We start from the raw sequence: 16,715 nt of genomic DNA, 5'->3' as shown, positions 1-16,715 counted from the left end.
GAGAAATTGCAGCGGCAGCAATCTATACAAAAATCTTATCACAATCCATGAGCTTTTTAAAGATAATGTTCTAAAAAAAGCCTGGTTTCCCTGCACAAAATCCACTGTAAGCTTTGTGCAGATTGCCTATTGACGGAAAAAGCAGCCACACTTTTGCACCAAAACGCACAAAAGGCGCGCCCGCCTGGGACACGCCTTTTGGTAGTTTTTAAAACGCGTTCTATTACTCGTATCGCTTGAGCATGGGGATCATGAGGGTGAGCACCGCCCAGGCCGCCTGGTAGAGCACCAGCGCGGGCAAGGCCAGCGCCGCCATGCCGCCGGTGAAGGCCAGCAGCAACGCCAGCACCACGCTGACCAGAATGCCCGCCGCCTGCACCAGAGAGGAGGTGCGCTCGGCCGAGGCTGCGCCCGCCGCCGCCAGCAGACCACCCACAAAGGAGGTGAAGCTGCCGATGTGGGCCATGCAGCCGGGGCTGTACTGACGGTATTCGGTGGCCGGGGCCAGGGCATGCCGCTCGGCGCCGCTGAGCACCTTTATGCTGCCCTCCTCCAGGCCGTAGATCTGACTGATCAGCTCGGTGGTCAGCGAGAAGTCGTCGCTCTTCACCAGCACCGACACACCCTGACGGTTCAGAGCCTCCAGCACATGGGCGGCCTGTTCGTCGGCCTTGTAGCTGACCAGGAACATGCCGAACAGCCGGCCGCTCACCGCCAGATAGATGGCCTGCTTTTTGCCCTTGGTGTAGCGGTTTTCGTAGTCCAGGGAGGGAATCTCCACTCCCTGCTTTTCCATCATGGCCCGGTTGCCGATGATGACCCGCTTGTCGCCCACCCAGGCGGTGAAGCCGAAGCCGGGATCATTTTCCAGGCTTTCCACCGGGAACAGGATATTGGTCTTGCCCTGGATGATGTTCATGAACACATCCCGCAGGGTATCGCAGCCTGCGATGAGCACCGATGCGGCGTACAGGATGGCCAGGTCAATGCGCTCCTTTTCGAAGGTCTTGATACCGTGCAGCCGCACGCTTTTGGCGGGGAACAGATCCTTCGCGCCCACTACGATCATGTTGGCGCCGCTCAGCTCCTCGATGGAGCTCCAGCCGGGTACAACCGCGCCCACACGAGCGGCACTCTTCTGCATCAGCATGCCGGGCACCGCTGCCAGCAGGGTGGCGCTGGCCGGGCCGCCCAGGCACAAAGTGCCCGCGAAGGCGGTGAAGGCCATGGCCAGCCCCTGTTTGGAGAACAGGGCGATCAGCGCGGTGAGCAGCGCCGCACCGGCCAGCACCCAGCTCATGCGCTGAAGCATCCGGTCACTGGCGCGCACCGAGAAGCTGCGGCGCAAAAAGCCCTCCACCAGGGTGGTGGGGCGGCTGGCTACCAGGCAGGGCTCCGGCTCGCCCAGGCCCTCGGCCAGGCGGGTGCAGAGCTCCTCATCGTCCAGCCGGAAGGCGGCCACATGCTCGTTTCCGGTGCTGACCAGCGCGAAGTTGCGGCTGATCACACCGCTCATCAGGTATTTGCCCAGCGCGCCGAAGCAGAGCAGCAGCGCCGCCGGGGCAGCAAACAGGGTAATCTTGTCGGCCTCAAAAGAGTCAGCCTTCATCATCAGCACCAGCAGCTGAGCCAGTCCGCCCACACCCGCCAGCGCCAGCACGCTGTCCGGCGTGGGGGCGCCCCACAGGCCGCGGATGCCGTTCCAGAACGCCCGCCAGTTCACAGCGCAGGCCACAGCCAACAGCATCAAGTTCACCGCCAGATAAGCCATGGGCGCCACCGCCGGGTCCACCGCGCCGATGGCAGGCAGCGGACTGTCGCCCACCGCCAGGCCCAGATACAGCAGCACCAGGCCCGCCGCGGCACTAACGCCGGTGCGGATGGCAGTGGTCAGGCGCAGCCGGTCCAGATCCTGCTGGACAATCGGCGCGTCCGCCGGGTTTTCGTAATCCTCCACATATTCCGGACCGGGCTCCTCCGCAAAGGGTTCGCCGGGCACTTCATCGCCCAGCAGACGGGGCGCGCCGCCCTGGTCCGCATCGTCTTTCTCCATCACCCGGGTGGCATCCGGGCCGGGCTCGTTTTCCCATTCCACATCCAGCTGCACCGAACCGGTGGGATGCTCCTCCAGCTCCAGTTCTTCGGGCCGGAGCACCATGGTCGGCTGATCCGCTTCTGCGGACCTGGATTTCTTTTCAGGCTCCGGAGCAGGCCGGGTGGGCGCATCGTCCACCGCGGGCGCCTCCGGCTGCCGGGCGGATTTTACCGGTTCTGCCTCCAGTGTGGGGCTTTCCACCGGCTCAATCTTCACCGTACCCACCGGCTGGGGCCGGGCGGGCTTTGCGGGCTCTGCCTCCACCGTGGGGCTCTCCACCGGCTCGATCTTCACCGCGCCCACCGGCTGGGGCCGGGCGGGCTTTGCGGACTCGACCATCGGGCGGGCCGGGGTCTGGTCCGGCAGCGGCAGCTCAACCGTACCGGAGGCCGGTTCCTCCTGAGGCTCGGCCCTGCGCTCCCGGTGAAACAGACGGAATGGTTCATGCTCCCGGGCCGGCGGTTCCTCGTCCTCTTCCGGGCCGCCATCCTCCGGCTCTTCGCCGGTCTCTTCTTCGGCCTCGTCCTCGTCGTCTTCGTTCCATTTATGCCAGAAGCCGAAGCGGCGGCGTTTGGGCGCCCGCTCCTCCGGCTCGTCCTCCTCCGCGTTCAGTTCGGTGGAGTAATCCTCCGCGTCCACGCCCTCCTCATCGTCCTGGAACTCCGCGTTTTTTTTGCGGCCCACGAACCGGGCGAAAAAGCCGGGATGCTGCTCCTGCTCCAGGTCGGGAATAACTGCCACGCTCTCGCTGAAGAACTTCTGGAAGTCGCTGTCCATCTGGATGGTGTCGGACAGGCGGGGCGCCTTGGGCTCCTCCTGCTGGGGCGGGGGCGCCGCCTTGGCGGGCTTTTGCTTTGCCCGGCTCTGGCTGCGCTGCTTCTGAGGCTCCGGCGTCGGCTCCTGCCAGAAGCTCTGGACCGTCCGGTGCGTCGGGGCGGCCGGAGTCTCCGGCTCCTCCTGCGCTGCCGGAGCCGTCTTCTTCTGCTCCAGCCCCAGATCCGCCAGGATGTCCTCCACTGAGCCGCCTGCCGCAGGGGCGCTCTGCCCCTGCTTCAAGGTCTCCAGGATATCATCCACCGAGCTGGAATTTCTTTGATCCGCCATGCTCTTTGTTCCTCCGTATGCTAGTTGCTGGCCGGGCGCACTGTTCAGCCCTGGCCGCGCTGGCGGGCGATCTCATACAGGATGATGCCCGCCGCCACACTCACGTTGAAGCTGTCCACCCCGGTGCCGCGGGCCGCCATGGAAAGGCTGACCACACCGTCGCACAGCTTCTTCACCAGCGGGCTCACGCCCCGGCCCTCGCTGCCCATGACCAGGGCCACCGGACCGGTCAGATTATTCTGGTGCAGGGGCACACCGTCCATGTCTGCACAGTAGACGAAGACTCCCTGGTCCTTCAGGCGGCGAATGCTCTCGCCGATGTTGGCCACCCGGGCCACCGGCAGGCGGGCCGCCGCGCCGGCGCTGCTCTTCAGCACCGTGGGGGTGATGGCCGCACCGCCCCGCTTGGGGATCACCACACCGTGAGCGCCGCACAGCAGCGCCGACCGGATGATCGCACCCAGGTTGTGGGGGTCCTCCACGCCGTCGCACAGAACCAGGAAGGGAGGCTCGCCCTTCTCTTTGGCCAGGTCCAGCAGCTGCTCCAGGCTGGCGTATTCCACCGCGCTGGCAAAAGCAGCCACGCCCTGGTGGCTGTCGGTGCCGCAGGTCAGGCGCAGCTTGTTGGCGTGCACCCGCTTGGCCACCGCACCGGCCTCCTTGGCCAGAGCAGTGTAATAGGCGGCCACCGCCTCGGGCAGGGTGTCGGCCAGCAGCACCGTATCCACGCCCGCGCCGCTTTTCAGCAGCTCGGTCACCGGGTTTTTGCCGTAGACCAGGCTGGACGAGGGCTCCTCAGCCTCCGCGCGGGGGGCGCGCCGCTCGCCTTCGGGGCGGGCCGGACCGGGCCGCCGGGCGGGGCGCTGGGCGTTGGGGCTGAACTTTTTATCAAACTTCTGAGGCATGGGCCGTCTCCTTTGTCAAAGCCCGTGGACCGGGCCGTGTTATCGCTATTCTTTGCGTTTTTTCCCGCATGTAAATTAAAGTATAACACTATACTGCGTTTTTTGCCACTGTTTGACGCCAAGTTTTTCGGCACGAACAGTCCCCCTTCCCGCTGGAGTTTGGGCGGAGCGGGGCTTTTCCAAACGCACAAAACGCGGTAAAATGCAAGGGGAATTTTTTCACATGTTCTTTTTCGCCGGTTATACCAGTTGTAAACCGCAAAAAGATTTCCACATGTTGAAAACCCTGTTGAAAGTGTTGACAAGTGGCTGTTTTGAGCCATTTTCTCACAATTCCCAACGGGTTTTCAACATCGCAGTGGAAAGTTTTCTTCTTAACAGGCTGTTGAACATGAAATTTGTCCTACTCTTTTTCGACAAAACCCGGTGGATGAGGCCGGATTTTTTCTCTTTTTTTACCAGAAAGCGGCCAAAAGCCGCAAAATTCTTACCCGTCAGGAGGGAACCCGTTGATTATTGTGGAAAACTGCGGCGGCATGGACCTGGCCGCCACCCTGGACTGCGGCCAGGCATTCCGATGGCAGGCCGATGGAGCGGCCTGGCACGGCATTGTGGAAAACCGCTCCGTCACCGCCCGGATGGAGGGCGACGCGCTGATTTTAGAGGGCGCGTCGGAGACCGACCGGGATTTCTGGGTGCACTATTTTGCGCTGGATGTGGACTACCCCGCCCTGCTGGAAAAATTCTGTTCCGGCAACAAACGGCTGGCCGAGTGCGTGCGGTGGAACCCGGGCATCCGGGTGCTGCGCCAGCCCTTCTTTGAGACGCTGTGCACCTTCATCATCAGTCAGAACAACAACATTCCCCGCATCAAGGCCATTGTGGAGCGGCTTTGCACCGGGCTGGGCCAGCCGCTGGAGGGCGGCGGCTACGGCTTTCCCAGCGCTGAAACGCTGGCGGCGCTGGAGCCGGAGGACCTGGCCTTTCTGCGGGCGGGCTGGCGGGCGGAATACCTGATCGACGCGGCCCGCCGGGTAGCCGGGGGCCAGATCGACGAAACCGCCCTGCGCGCCATGCCCATGGAAAACGCCCGGGCCGTTCTGTGCACCATAAAGGGGGTGGGGCCCAAGGTGGCGGACTGCGTGCTGTTGTACAGCCTTTCCTTCTGGAAGGCCTTCCCCATGGACGTGTGGATGAAAAAAGCCATGTGCCAGCTGTTCCCCCGCGGGGTGCCGGTGAGCTGCCGCGGCCACGAGGGAATTGCCCAGCAATTCATCTTCGACTATGCCCGTCACCATCTGCCCAGCGGCCAAAAACAAAAATCCGCACGAAAAATGCATGCCAAACAATCAAGCGGGAATTGATTTTGCGGCCAAGTTGGGTTATACTGTTGGCAGGATAAAAACTTAACATCATGTTTTTATTCCCCCGCACCGCTCACGGTGCGGTTTTTTAAGAGAGAAAATGGAGGTATCATTATCATGCTGGTAAGCGCAACCGAAATGCTCAACAAAGCCCGCGACGGCCACTATGCCGTTGGCCAGTTCAACATCAACAACCTGGAGTGGACCAAGGCCATCCTGCTCACCGCGCAGGAGCTGAACAGCCCTGTTATCCTGGGTGTGTCTGAGGGCGCCGGCAAGTACATGACCGGCTACAAGACCGTGGCCGCTATGGTTAAGGCCATGATCGAGACCCTGAACATCACCGTTCCCGTTGCCCTGCACCTGGACCACGGCAGCTACGAGGGCGCCAAGGCCTGCATCGAGGCTGGCTTCTCCAGCATCATGTTCGACGGCAGCCACTACGCCATCGACGAGAACGTTGCCAAGACCACCGAGCTGGTTGAGCTGGCTCACTCCAAGGGTCTGTCCATCGAGGCCGAGGTTGGCTCCATCGGCGGCGAGGAAGACGGCGTGATCGGCGCCGGCGAGATCGCTGACCCCGCTGAGTGCAAGAAGATCGCCGACCTGGGCGTTGACTTCCTGGCTGCCGGCATCGGCAACATCCACGGCAAGTACCCCGCCAACTGGAAGGGTCTGGACTTCGAGGCTCTGGAGAAGATCCACGAGGCCACCAACGGCATTCCTCTGGTTCTGCATGGCGGCACCGGCATCCCCGCCGACATGATCAAGAAGGCCATCAGCCTGGGCGTTTCCAAGATCAACGTGAACACCGAGTGCCAGCTGTCCTTCGCCGACGCCACCCGTAAGTACATCGAGGCTGGCAAGGATCTGGAAGGCAAGGGCTTCGACCCCCGCAAGCTGCTGGCCCCCGGCTTCGAGGCCATCAAGGCCACCGTTAAGGAGAAGATGGAGCTGTTCGGCAGCGTGAACAAGGCCTAAGCCTTTTCCCCTTTTCCACGGGCTTTTTCCCGCAGAATGCAAACGATGGCAGGCCGCCGCGCCTGCCATCGTTTTTTTGTACCCGCGGCGGCCGGAGCCGCTGCGATGCAATCCATAAAGGAGGAACCTGCACCATGAAGATCAATGTGTTCTATTTCAGCCCCACCGGCGGCACCAAAAAGGCCGCGCAGCATCTGGCCGGTGCACTGGGCGGCGAGACCGTCTGCATCGACCTGACGGTCCACCCGGCCCAGGCGGCCCCCGCCGACGCCGCCGTGATCGCTGTGCCCTCCTTTGGCGGGCGGGTGCCCCCTCTGGCCGCACAGCGCATCCGCCAGCTGCAGGGCGGTGGAACCCCCGCGGTGCTGCTCTGCGTGTACGGTAACCGCGCCTACGAAGACACCCTGGTGGAGCTGCATGACCTGGCCGTCGAGGCCGGATTCCGAGTGGTGGCGGCTGCCGCGGCCATTGCGGAACATTCCATTGCGCGCCAGTTTGCCGCCGGGCGGCCGGATGCACAGGACCTGGACCAGCTTTCGGCATTCGGCGAAGCGATCCGGGCAAAGCTGGACCGCGGCGAGCTGACCGAGCCGGAGCTGCCCGGCAACCGCCCCTACAAGACCTTCGGCGTTCTGCCCATGCTCCCCGCCCCCACCGGCGGCTGCGTTTCCTGCGGCGTGTGTGCAAGGGAATGCCCGGCGCAGGCCATTGACCCGCAGGACGTGAGCAAAGTGAACAAGGATGCCTGCATCTCCTGCATGCGCTGCATCGCGGTGTGTCCCCATGCCGCCCGGCAGCTGCCCCCGGAAATGCTGGAGGTTCTGAGCAACAAGCTGGCCAAGGTCTGCGCGGACCGCAAGGAGAACGAACTGTATCTGTGAGCGGCGCAATTTGATCGCCAGCTTTCCCGTGTGCCGATTCGGGAAAGCTGGCGATATTTTTTTGTAACAAAAACTGCCGGCTTCCGTATGGAAAAGGTAAGATCGATCGAAAAGGTGGATGATCCATGGAACAGGAGCAATTGGTCCGGCGGCTCAAACAGAGCGACAGCAAAGCACTGCAGGAGCTCATGGCGCTCTACACTCCCTATCTGTGCACCGTTGCGGCAAATCTGGCGGTTCCGCCGCTCACCCCGCAGGACGTGGAGGAGATCGTCTCCGATGCCTTTGTCCGCCTTTGGCACCACCGGCAGGACCTGGACCCGGAGCGTTCGCTGAAGGGCTACCTGGTGAGGATCGCCCGAAACCTGGCGGTGGACACCCTGCGCAGCCGGAAATCGGACTGCCTGCCGCTTGTGGAGGAGATTCTGGAGCAGGAGACCCCACTGGAGACCCGGCTGGAGCAAAAGGAAGCGGTGCGCAGGCTGAACGAGCATCTGGCGGCGCTGTCCCCTGAGGACCGGGAGCTGCTGCTTCGCTTCTACTATTACAACCAGCGCACCGCCGCCATCGCCCGGGAGCTTGCAATCAGCCCCGGTGCCGTGCGGGTTCGCCTGTTCCGGCTGCGGGCACAGCTGAAGAAAAGTCTGGAAGGAGAGGAGCCGCAATGAAGGAGCCCATGGAACTGCACGAACTTTTTGCAGCACTGGACGATGTACGGCAGATCGACCCCAAAGGCGCGGATGCGCAGACGATTCAAAAACGGACGCTGGAACAGCTCGCTCTTGGGGACCGGGGAGAACGGCCGGTGCACCGGCTCCCCCGCAAATTTTTTCTCACCGGACTGGCAGCGGTACTGGCCGTGGGGCTGGCCGCCTGCACCTGTGCGGTTTCGGCCCGGGTCTGGGGCGTCCGGCTGTTTGACCGGCAGGAAAAGCAGCAGCTGCAAAAGCCCCTGTACGCCGTAAGCACCAGTGCCAGCCAGCCGGGTGAGGAATCGGGCGAACGGCTGCTTGCCGGGTTCAGCGCAGAAATTCTGGATGTGGACTGGCTGGAGAAAAGCGACGTACTCTTTTTCGACGAGGTGGGCACGGTTTGCGGCGTAGCGAACAGCGACGGCATGGAATTTCCGGCCTTTGTGTTCGACAACGGCGAAATTGCCATTCTCACAAAGGAGGACGGCAGCGGCTGGGTCCTGGAAGAAGGCAGCTCCCTCACCCTCTCGCTGCGGCAGAATACGAAAGACAATCCCCAGGCCAGCCCCGGAGGTGACCGTCTTGCGCTGGGTGTGATCGTGGACGGAATCCCCTGCGAGCTCACCTGCGGCAAGGAGAAGAATCTGGAGTATATCTACACCGCAAGCGAGGCTGGAGAGATATATTTTTATGTACAAAACTTCTCCGCCGGGCCGATTGTGATCGAGGACGCGGCAGTCACGAGTTAAAATCGTTTTATCCCAAAAAAAGGCGAGGCCATATGGCCCCGCCTTTTTTTATTGCATTCACAGTCCCAGCCGGGCCAGGCTGCGGCGGCCCGCAAGGCCCAGCGCCAGCACCAGCAGACCGGTACAGAGCAGTACCCAACCGGCCGGACAGACATCGAACAAACAGCCATAAAGCAGCTGGCCTGCCGGCTGGCCGCAGGTTTCCAGTGCAGCGCCCAGCGCCATCAGCTTGCCCAGCATCTGCCCCGGCACCCGGCGCTGCATCTCGCTGCGGGCAAACACCGAAAAGACCACCGCACACAGCTGCATCCCGCAGAATGCCGCCACCAGCGCCCCATAACAGGCCAGTTGCCCGGCATCCGCCAGAAAGGCAGCTCCGGCAGGCAGCAGACAAACACCCATGGCCGCCATCACCCAGTGGAGACGGCCTCGCAGCTTGCCTGCCAGCAGGCCTGCGGTCAGACTGCCCAGGATTCCAAACGCTCCCAGCGCGCTGCCGGCTGCTCCATACCAGCCCGCATCCAGCGCCAGGCGGGTCCGGATCAAAAAGGGCGCACCCACGCCCGCCACACCATTGCAGAGCATCACCAGCACAGCCGTCAGCCCCACCAGCCCCAGCAGCGCAGGCTGCTCCCGGCACAAAAAACGGACACCTGCGGCCAGATCCTGCCGGAGCGTTCGGAGCACTCCTCCGGCAGCCGGAGGCTGCTCCACCGGGTCCAGCCGAATCAGGCGCTCCAGTCCGGCAGTGGCCAGAAAGCAAAGACCGCATACAAGCAGCATGGGCGCAGCGCCAAACATACCAAACATCACCCCGCCCAGTGCCGGACCCGCCATGGCACTGAGCATACTGATCTGCAGCACCACCGCATTGGCATGTTCCAGCGCGCCGGGCGCCACAGCCTGAGGCAAGGCGGCCTGCACCACCGGCGTTTCCACCGCTCCCACTATGCCCAGCGCCACCATCAGCACCCCTGCTGCCCAAATGCCACCCTCCCCTCGCAGAAAAGGAATGGCAAGCAGCACAGTGCAGCCGTTCAGCAGATCCAGCCATATCATCAGCTTTTTCCGGTCCACCCGGTCGGCCAGCACGCCTCCCAGCGGAGCCAGCAGAACCGCCAGAAGCATCGCGGCCGCCAGCATGCTCCCGTAAACCGCAGCCGAGCCGGTGCACTCCAAAACATACATGGACAGCGCCAGATCCAGCACGCTGTTTCCCAGCAGCGACACTCCCTGCCCTGCCGCCAGCAGTGCAAGGTTTCTATCAAAGCTCCTTTGTTTCATCGTCCTCCTGACCCCCCTTTGTGTATTCGTTATTCATCAAATTTAGAACGCTTATATTCGATGTATATCTAATATATAGCATAGTCTTTTCCCCCTGTCAACGGAATTTTAAGCCCCAAAATACACAAAAAACACCGCCGGACAGCAGATTCAGCTGTCCGGCGGTGTTTGATCTCAATCAAATTGTTCCTGCAAAAAGTGTTGTTCCAGTGTGGCGAGCATCCGGCGCACCGCCTGCCGCTCCAGGCTGTAGTAAACCCGGCCCTCCCGTTTTGTCAGACGAACCAGACCGCAGGTGAGCAGCGCGCTCATGTGGTGGCTCATGGTCGCGGCGGAAAGTCCCAGCTCCTGTGCCAGCTCCAGATTGTATTTGTCCCCCTCCCGCAGTCGGGTGAGGATCTGGAACTTGCTGGCATCCCCCAGCGCCTTCAAACAGGCCATCAGCTCTCCTTCGCTGGCCTTTTGCTGCTCCAGCAGCCGGTAAGCCTGCCGGATGTAAAGCCCCGCATAGCCGCTTGGCGCCGAGGGGCCGGTGGAAACGATTTCCACCATGGGGTATACCAGAACCGGCTGCACCGGGGCCTCGGGGGAAAGCCCGGCACTCAGGCATTCGCCACAGGCAAACTCCTCCAGCAGACCGGGCAGCTGCCGCTGCACCGCCTCCAGTGCCTTTTGATAGGCATGTTCACTGTTCCGCACTGCCTCTGCCAACCGGCCAATCCATTCCGAAGGGCGCTCCAGCAGCCGGATGAATCGCCAGCAGGCACTGGAAGAAAGGCCTGCATCCTGCAGAGTCTCCACCAGCCGGGCAAGATCCGGGGCCTGGTCAAACACCCGCTCGGCAATGGCCTGACCAAAAGCCAGCCGGACGGCCTGTTCTTCGGGGGCGCAGCCGGAAAACCATTCGGGATGCTCGGCGCACACCGTCTGCACCAGCAAAAGAAAATCCTGGTCCGGCTCGGAGAAAAACATCTCGCAGCATTCCGCATCCGGCGCGGGTGCCGCCTTGGCGAAGGCGGCCAGATAGCGGCTGTGCACCGGCTCACACAACCGCCACAGCGTTTCCTCATCCACCCCGTGCTCCCGCAGCGCCCGGCAGCTGGGCTCCATGCTTTTTTGCCCGAAGCTGCGCAGAGCCAGCAGGCCGATGATCTCGAATATCGGGTTCAATGCCTTTGCCGCGTTCATCCGTTCTCCTCCTCGCATGTTCGACCCTGGTCAAATCCTGCTTTCAGTATAGCCGTTTTTCTGCCCGGGCGCAACAAAAACGGGGCGGCTCCGAAGTGCCGCCCCTGCAAATCTCTGTCTTTTTCCGATCAATACTCCGGGAACCACTCCCGCAGGCTGCGGCGCTCACCGTTCACGTAGATCTCCACATGACAATGGTTTCCGGTGGAGTTTCCGGTGCTGCCCACGGTACCGATCACCGCGCCCTGCTTCACCTGGGTGTCTGCGCCCACGTTCAGGTCGTTCAGATGGGAATACAGAGTGCGCACGCCCCCCTCATGGTCGATGATCACATAATTGCCGTAGCTATAATGGTAGCCTGCGGCGGTCACCATACCGGCCGCCATGGCGCATACCTGAGTCCCACTGGGGGCGATCACATCCGCGCCCTTGTGGTAGTCGCTCATCCAGCGGCTCACGTAGGTGTAGCCGGGCACCGGCCAGATCAGCGACACCTGCGTCTCGCTGTCCACTGCATTCTGCTGCCCGGCCTCACTGCTCTCCACCGCACTTCTGACCAAGTTCAAATCGCCGTTGTACCGCACAATGCCCTTTACCGGGGCCTGCAGGGTGATGCGGTCTACCTCCTGGTAATCCATCAGAATGTCCTGCTCGTCGTAAAAGGCCCAGCCGCTCACCTCGTCCAGTCCGTCCGCCGCGCTGCGCTCGATCACGTACTGCCCGTCGGCCAGACTCTCATCCTGTTCATATTCATATTCTCCGGCCACGCTCTGTTCCTCGCGCACCCATTGCACGCTGGCCTGCCCCTCAGCCAGGGCGGGCTTTTCCTCCGGCTCCGGCATGGGTGCGGGCACCGCCTCCCGTGTGGCCGGCTGGGATTGCTGCTGCAAAAAGCTCAGTTGCTCCAGCCCGTTTGCGGCCAGGCTTTCCGGCTCGGCAGATACCCCCGCCGACAGACCTGCCGCTGCGCAGGCGGTCAGGCAGACGGCAGCCAGCACCCCCGCCGCAGCGGCCAGCATCTGGCGGCGGTTGGCCTTGCGTTGCTCAAACAGGGCAAACAGCCGTGCTTTCAGATTCTCCGGCCCGGCACTCATGCCCGAGGCTCCGGCGGGCAGCGGTCCCGCCGCGGCCGCCAGCAGCACCCGACCGTAAGCCTTGCGCTGCTCGGTATTCAAGCCGCGCACCGCAGCCTCGTCGCAGGCCAGCTCGCACAGACGCTCCATTCGGGCGGCCTGCCAGTGGCAGAGCGGGTTGAACCAGTGGATGCGGCAGGCCAGCCGCAGCGCGGCCTTGCCCCACAGATCGCCACTGTTCAGATGGGCGAGCTCGTGGCGCAGCGCCAGCTCCAGCGCCTGCTCGTCCATGCCCTGGGGCAGATACAGCACCGGCCGCAGCACTCCCGCCAGCAGCGGAGTGCTCATGCCCGGGCACACCCAGGCCTTGGGCGGAGCGATGTGCCCGCTTTCCAGGCTGACCCGGCGCAGCAGGCTCTGTTCCGCTTCGCTCAGCGGGCCGCGCATCCGGCGCAGCGCCCGGCAAAAACGCCAGTACCCAGCCAGCTGCCACAGAGTGAACAGCACGGCCCCCAGTGCCCACAGCCAGGGCAGCACCGCCAGCAGCTGACCCGCCAGTTGAGGCTGCACCGGCTCCACCGGCTGGGCCAGCGGGGCGGTCATTACCGGTTGAGTGCTGATGTTCACCGTGTGCACCGCCGCCTGGGCTGCCTGCTCCAGCGCCTGCCCCACCGGTTCCAGCCCGGTGGAACGCTTCAAGCCCGGCGCAAGGGCCAGCAACGGCCCCAGCGGCAGCAGAAAAAAGCCCGTGATGCACCCCAGCGCCCGCCGCTGCCCGCGCCAGCTCAGCCGCTTCAGCAGCGGAGTAAGGGCGCACCCCAGCAGCGCTGCCACCGCGCCTGCCAGGCTGGTGGGCAGCAGCCAGGTGTAGAACAATTCATACATCGGCTCCGCTCACCTCGTTTCCAGCCAGTCCCGCAGCTCGTCCAGCTGGTCGCCGGAAAGGGCCTTGCCGTCGTAAAGGGCGGCCACCATACTTTTCACGCTGCCGCTGTACAGCTTGGTCAGCAGCTCCTGCGCCTCGGCAGCCCGGTACTGCTCACTGCTCACACAGGCGGTATACACATTTTGTTTGCCCCGCTTCTCCACCTTCAGCGCCCCCTTGGCCGCCATACGGGCCAGAAAGGTAAGCAAGGTGGTGGGCTTCCAGCCCTTTTGCTGCAGCGGACCGGCCAGCTCGGCAGCTGTGACCGGCCGCCCCAGCTTCCAGATCTGCTCCATGATCTCCAGTTCCGCTTCCGACAGTCGCATAACAAGCGCTCCTTCCCTTTTTTGAGGCAAATTTTCTTTCTACAATTTGTAGTTTCGCTTTTATTCTAACAGATGTAGAGCAAAGCCGCAAGCCCTTGTACCCCATACTTGTTACCGCTCTGTAGCCATTTTGTTACAAAACTTCCTTGGTTTTTTGTATATTTTGTTACTTTTTTGATGTTGTTTCTTCATAGATTGTTCATATATTGAGGGTATGATAGGAAAACGTTCCGAGGCAGTGGCGCAAACGTGCCCACCGGAACGATACGGCGCCCTTTGGTTTATGGGGCGATTTTCCGAATCAAAACGAAAAGGAGAATGACATCATGAAACTGTCTTCTAAGATCATCGCCGTTGCTTGCGTGGCCGCTCTGGCCCTGTCTCTGGTTGCCTGCGGTGGCAGCGAGACCACCAGCACCGCTTCCAGCGCTGCTGCTTCTACCAGCACTGCTGCTTCTTCTGAGGCTGCTTCCAGCGAGGCCGCTTCTTCCGAGGCTGCTTCCTCTGAGGCCGCTTCCAGCGAGGCTGCTTCTTCCGAGGCCGCTTCCTCTGAGGCTGCTTCCAGCGAGGCTGCTGCTTCCGAGGCCGCTTCTTCTGAGGCTGCTTCCAGCGAGGCTGCTTCTGCTTCTGCCGAGGCCTAATCGATCTGAAACAGCAAAACGCCCAGCCATCCGGCTGGGCGTTTTTTTGTTGCTCAAGGCCCACAGTTCAGTCCACCGCCCGTTCCAGCCGCAGCACTGCCACCGAAATGTCGTCCGGCCTGCGGCGGCCCTCTGCCCGTTTCAGAGCCATGTCCGCCAGCAGCTCTGCGGTCTGCTGGGGCGTGTTGCCGCTGGCGGCGCACAGCTCCAGCTGCTGGCACAGCCAGCCGCTGCCGTCGGTGAGTGCGCCGTCGCTGACCAGCACCACCCAGTCGCCCTCGTTCAGGGCCACAGAATCCTGCTGGCCCACCACCTGTTCCAGAATGCCCACCGGCAGGCTGCTGCCCTCCAGCGCCTGGGCCTTGCCGCCCCGCAAAAGCAGGGTGGGGCAGGCCCCTGCCTTGAACAGGCTGGCCCGGCCGGTGTAAAGGTCCACCGTGACCAGATCCATGGTGGCGGCGCTCTCCTCATCGCTTTTCAGCGCCAGGGCCACATTCACCAGCCGGGCGGCGCTCTGCGCCCCGAAGCCCGCCTTCAACAGCCTTGCCGCCAGCGTGGCTGCCAGGGTTCCGTCAATGGCGGCGGGGCGGCCCACACCCATTCCGTCGCAGAGCAGCAGATGGGCGTTGCCGAAGCAGTCGCAGAACTGCTCCACCGCGTCGCCGCAGGCCCCCGCCTTGGCCGGACGGGCCGCCAGCCCGTACCGGGGAAAATACAGCGGCTGTTCGCTGAAGGTGATGGTGGTCACCGCCCTGCAGTGGTCCACCCGGGGCAGGGTGAGTGGCCGGTGCAAAATGCGCTGGGCCTCCTCGGTGATCTCGCTCAGCTCCTGCTGACTGAAGGGGGTGCGGCTCACCGTGACCCCTGCCCGCAGGCGACCCGCCGCGTCGAAGCCTGCCTGGCATTCCAGCGGCTCCAGCCCGATGGAGGCAAACAGTCTCCCCAGCTGCTCGGTCTTGCCCACATCCGGCACAATGCTTTGGCCCAGCTGCCCGGCCATCTGGCTCAGGGCCTGGGCCATGGCGCTGTACTGTTCGGTGAGGGCCGCCCGCATGGCTCCGGCCTTGACCCGGCTCTCTCGCCTGCCCCGGTACAGCGCATACCCCCGGCTGGAGCAGCTACACAGCTCGGTGGGATGGATGCAGCGGCAGAACTGCCCGGGCAGCTGCTCCAGCGCCGCCCGCCCCTGCTGCTCCAGAATCGGTTTTAGCCGGTAGAAGCCGTCCATGGTGGTGCTGTAGTCCTGCACCCAGCAGCGCTCCCGGCTGCCGCAGGTGCGGCAGAGCTCCTCAGCCACATAGTCTACCACCCAGTTGTAGCTCTCCCCCCGCCGGGGCAGGGTCTCATACACCTGGTTCACGGTATCGGCAATGCCGGTGAGGGCGTTGGCCACACTTTCCAGCTGGCTTACCGCTCCGGCCACCCGGGGCCGCTGAGCGGCGGCGGGATCGGTCTGACCGGGCAGTGCGGCCAGCAGCCGGGCAGGCAGTGCGAAGAAAGCCGCCTCGCCCAGTGCGGCGCTCCCCAGAAAGCCCACCGCCAGGCTGCTTTGCGGCGCGGCCAGCACCCCCAGCAGCCCACCCGCCAAAAACAGGGTGGCGCAGCCCAGCCGCTCCCCGGGGGTGAAGTAGGCCGCCGCCAGGCAGCCCACCGCCACCGCCAGCCCGGCAAAGCAGAGGTCCGGGTCCGCCGCGGCCAGCGCTCCCGCCCCGCACAGACAGAAGATGGCGCAGTCCCGCAGCCTGCCCCGGAAGGCCAGGGCCAGCCCGCCCGCCGCCAGCACCACCACACCGGGCTGCAGCCCCATGGCGGGCAGCCGCTGCAGGCCGCAAAGCCCTGCGCAGCAAAGCAGCAGGCTCTCGGCCCCCAGCGGCCCGCCCCGCCTTGCTTTTGCTCCCGCCCGGAACAGCCCCCAGCCCCAGGCGGCAGCCAGGGCCGCGTCACCCACTGCCGCCACCGACTGGGGCGGGCCCGCCAGGCCGCTCACCGCCAGCATCAGCTGCACAGCCAGCAGGGTGCCGCAGCCCCCCGCGGCGGCGGGCCAGAACTGTTTTGGAAACATGGCCCGCCCGGCCAGCACCACCGCGGCCGCCGCCAGATAGCGCAGCCCGTCGGCCAGAGGCAGGAAGATCAGATACCCGGCCAGCACGCCCGCGCCCGCCGCCCACAGCCGGGCCGTGCCCGCCCCCATGAGCAGCGCCAGGCCAAAGGGATGCAGCCCCCCGAACACACTGCCCGCGGCCATCAGCGCGCCCAGCGCACCACTGGCCAGCTGCTGCAGCCCAGGCCTCCAGCCGGCCAGCTGCCGCAGGGGCAAAAGCCGCAATTTTTCACCCATAACATTCCACCTCGTTTTTTCTGATTTTTGCCGCCGGGGCATAATCCGCCCCGTGCCTGCATAAAATCAGTATAAAAAGGCCCTGCGGCAAAAAATGCCGCAGGGCCTTGCTTTTGCAAAAAAGGGCAGAAACAAACAAAAAGCCCGCTTTCCAAAGGGAAAGCGGGCA

The 16,715-nt window shown here is 63.6% G+C and carries 13 protein-coding genes; 6 read left to right on the top strand and 7 right to left on the bottom strand.

Annotation, left to right across the window (positions count from 1 at the left end; all coding sequences use genetic code 11):
- Window positions 1-223 precede the first annotated feature (223 nt).
- Both PH256_RS13275 and rlmB read right to left on the bottom strand, forming a co-directional pair.
- Entirely contained in the window at window positions 224-3,199 is a 2,976-nt protein-coding gene (locus PH256_RS13275) for a hypothetical protein (protein ID WP_270914554.1), read from the bottom strand.
- A gap of 44 nt (window positions 3,200-3,243) precedes the next feature.
- Window positions 3,244-4,104: a 23S rRNA (guanosine(2251)-2'-O)-methyltransferase RlmB gene (gene rlmB, locus PH256_RS13270; protein WP_270914553.1), complete on the bottom strand. Its 861-nt coding sequence runs from the start codon at window positions 4,102-4,104 to the stop codon at window positions 3,244-3,246.
- A gap of 518 nt (window positions 4,105-4,622) precedes the next feature.
- On the opposite strand from rlmB, the gene PH256_RS13265 reads away from it, so the two are divergent.
- The 5 genes from PH256_RS13265 to PH256_RS13245 all read left to right on the top strand — a co-directional run bounded on the left by PH256_RS13265 (window position 4,623) and on the right by PH256_RS13245 (window position 8,771).
- Complete coding sequence (locus tag PH256_RS13265) at window positions 4,623-5,468, top strand: DNA-3-methyladenine glycosylase family protein (RefSeq protein WP_242956185.1); 846 nt, start codon at window positions 4,623-4,625, stop codon at window positions 5,466-5,468.
- Between the two features lie 117 nt (window positions 5,469-5,585).
- Window positions 5,586-6,449, top strand: coding sequence for a class II fructose-1,6-bisphosphate aldolase (gene fba / locus PH256_RS13260; protein WP_058963812.1), 864 nt, complete (start codon window positions 5,586-5,588; stop codon window positions 6,447-6,449).
- A 134-nt stretch (window positions 6,450-6,583) separates the two neighbouring features.
- Complete coding sequence (locus PH256_RS13255) at window positions 6,584-7,330, top strand: 4Fe-4S binding protein (RefSeq protein ID WP_270914552.1); 747 nt, start codon at window positions 6,584-6,586, stop codon at window positions 7,328-7,330.
- A 125-nt stretch (window positions 7,331-7,455) separates the two neighbouring features.
- Window positions 7,456-7,998, top strand: coding sequence for an RNA polymerase sigma factor (locus PH256_RS13250; protein WP_270914551.1), 543 nt, complete (start codon window positions 7,456-7,458; stop codon window positions 7,996-7,998).
- Entirely contained in the window at window positions 7,995-8,771 is a 777-nt protein-coding gene (locus PH256_RS13245; protein WP_270914550.1) for a hypothetical protein, read from the top strand. Before PH256_RS13250 ends, PH256_RS13245 begins: the two co-directional genes overlap by 4 nt.
- 57 nt (window positions 8,772-8,828) lie before the next feature.
- Here PH256_RS13245 and PH256_RS13240 read toward each other — a convergent pair whose 3' ends face one another.
- From PH256_RS13240 to PH256_RS13225, 4 genes are all read right to left on the bottom strand, one after another.
- Window positions 8,829-10,055, bottom strand: a complete 1,227-nt coding sequence (locus tag PH256_RS13240; protein WP_270914549.1) for an MFS transporter — start codon at window positions 10,053-10,055, stop codon at window positions 8,829-8,831.
- A gap of 174 nt (window positions 10,056-10,229) precedes the next feature.
- Window positions 10,230-11,243: an ArsR/SmtB family transcription factor gene (locus PH256_RS13235; protein WP_270914548.1), complete on the bottom strand. Its 1,014-nt coding sequence runs from the start codon at window positions 11,241-11,243 to the stop codon at window positions 10,230-10,232.
- A 128-nt stretch (window positions 11,244-11,371) separates the two neighbouring features.
- On the bottom strand, window positions 11,372-13,201 hold the full coding sequence (locus PH256_RS13230; protein ID WP_270914547.1) for a M23/M56 family metallopeptidase: 1,830 nt from the start codon (window positions 13,199-13,201) through the stop codon (window positions 11,372-11,374).
- A 9-nt stretch (window positions 13,202-13,210) separates the two neighbouring features.
- Complete coding sequence (locus PH256_RS13225; protein WP_087291973.1) at window positions 13,211-13,567, bottom strand: BlaI/MecI/CopY family transcriptional regulator; 357 nt, start codon at window positions 13,565-13,567, stop codon at window positions 13,211-13,213.
- Between the two features lie 326 nt (window positions 13,568-13,893).
- Here PH256_RS13225 and PH256_RS13220 point away from each other — a divergent pair, with 326 nt between their 5' ends.
- Entirely contained in the window at window positions 13,894-14,208 is a 315-nt protein-coding gene (locus PH256_RS13220; protein WP_270914546.1) for a hypothetical protein, read from the top strand.
- 67 nt (window positions 14,209-14,275) lie between these two features.
- Here PH256_RS13220 and PH256_RS13215 read toward each other — a convergent pair whose 3' ends face one another.
- Entirely contained in the window at window positions 14,276-16,546 is a 2,271-nt protein-coding gene (locus tag PH256_RS13215) for a serine/threonine-protein phosphatase (RefSeq protein ID WP_270914545.1), read from the bottom strand.
- Window positions 16,547-16,715 lie beyond the last annotated feature (169 nt).

It is taken from the genome of Allofournierella sp. CML151 (assembly GCF_027853465.1).
In the GTDB taxonomy this organism is placed as follows: Bacteria; Bacillota; Clostridia; order Oscillospirales; family Ruminococcaceae; genus Allofournierella.
This window is presented reverse-complemented; position numbering and strand designations above follow the sequence as displayed.